This is a genomic window from Empedobacter sp. R750, from assembly GCF_030324345.1.
GTDB lineage: Bacteria > Bacteroidota > Bacteroidia > Flavobacteriales > Weeksellaceae > Empedobacter > Empedobacter falsenii_C.
This window is the reverse complement of record NZ_JACAGF010000050.1, coordinates 1-1,015: the sequence shown is the minus strand read 5'-3', so window position 1 is coordinate 1,015 and position 1,015 is coordinate 1. Positions and strand designations below refer to the sequence as shown.

General features: G+C 30.9%; 1 protein-coding gene. It reads left to right on the top strand.

Features of this window, described 5'->3' with window-relative positions; all coding sequences use genetic code 11:
- The first annotated feature begins 803 nt into the window (after positions 1-803).
- Complete coding sequence (locus HXZ74_RS17115) at positions 804-968, top strand: hypothetical protein (RefSeq protein WP_180905165.1); 165 nt, start codon at positions 804-806, stop codon at positions 966-968.
- Positions 969-1,015: the final 47 nt, after the last annotated feature.

Sequence of the window (1,015 nt, the reverse complement as noted above, 5' to 3'; positions counted from 1 at the left end):
TAAGTAAAAAGTACAGATTAGATGTTAGATATGAGAATTGAGATTTTATAATTGTAAGATGTCTTATGTATTTGAGGATGAGGCTCTGTGACGAACTAAGAATAACAACGAATTCGAATATTGAAAAAGGATTATAAAAATGTCATATGATTTGGAGGCGAGTGTCAAAAAGTTGAAGTCATGGTTAAAATGTTTTACTGTTTGCGTAGCAAATGATTTAAAACATTCAATGGCTGAAACTTATTTTGGCCGTCGAAAATCAAAGACAAGAGTTTTTTGATTACTTTTTTGCTCTCTTCCCTGAAAGGTATATGAATTCAATATTCATAAAATAATAAAGACCATGAATAAAAAAGTGATAGAAAGGATTTCACATTCATTTTTGTCTTGACACAAAAACGAACCAAAAAAGTCAAGTCTGTGCTTACAAGTCGGTCAATAATGGCTATTCGCTAAATGCTTTAAATCATTCGCATATAAAATGCGAACAGTAAATCATTTTTAACGCTCCTTACGCCGAATTGACACTCGACTTTTCAGCAATGACGGTTTTGGAATTCGTTCTTGAAAGAGATAACGAATTTGAATATTGAAAAAGGATGAATAAACTGGTATTAAAACTCTCACGTTAAGAAAATGGTTAAATGGAGCGTTAAAAAGGTTTTAGCCCGTAGGGTTTGTAAAATCTTTAGTGGAATGAGAACATTTTTAGTAGAGAGGTTTACAGCCAAGTCTTTTTTCGTTAGTTTTTTTGACTGTTCCCCGAAGGGCATATGAATACCAATAATTAAAATAGATGTTCAATGAATAAAAAAAGTGACATTAAAGAAAAGGAATACCTAAGCCATACTATGGCTTCTCTTTTTAATTTCAAATGTTTTTTGGATGAGCAAAAAAATGAAAATAAAGAAAAAACAAAAACAAAAACCCCTTTCCTAAAAACAAAGTTGGCGCGATGTACAGGGTAAGGAGTGACTTTTAAAACTAATGTTGAATTAAAAAACTATGTAAAAAC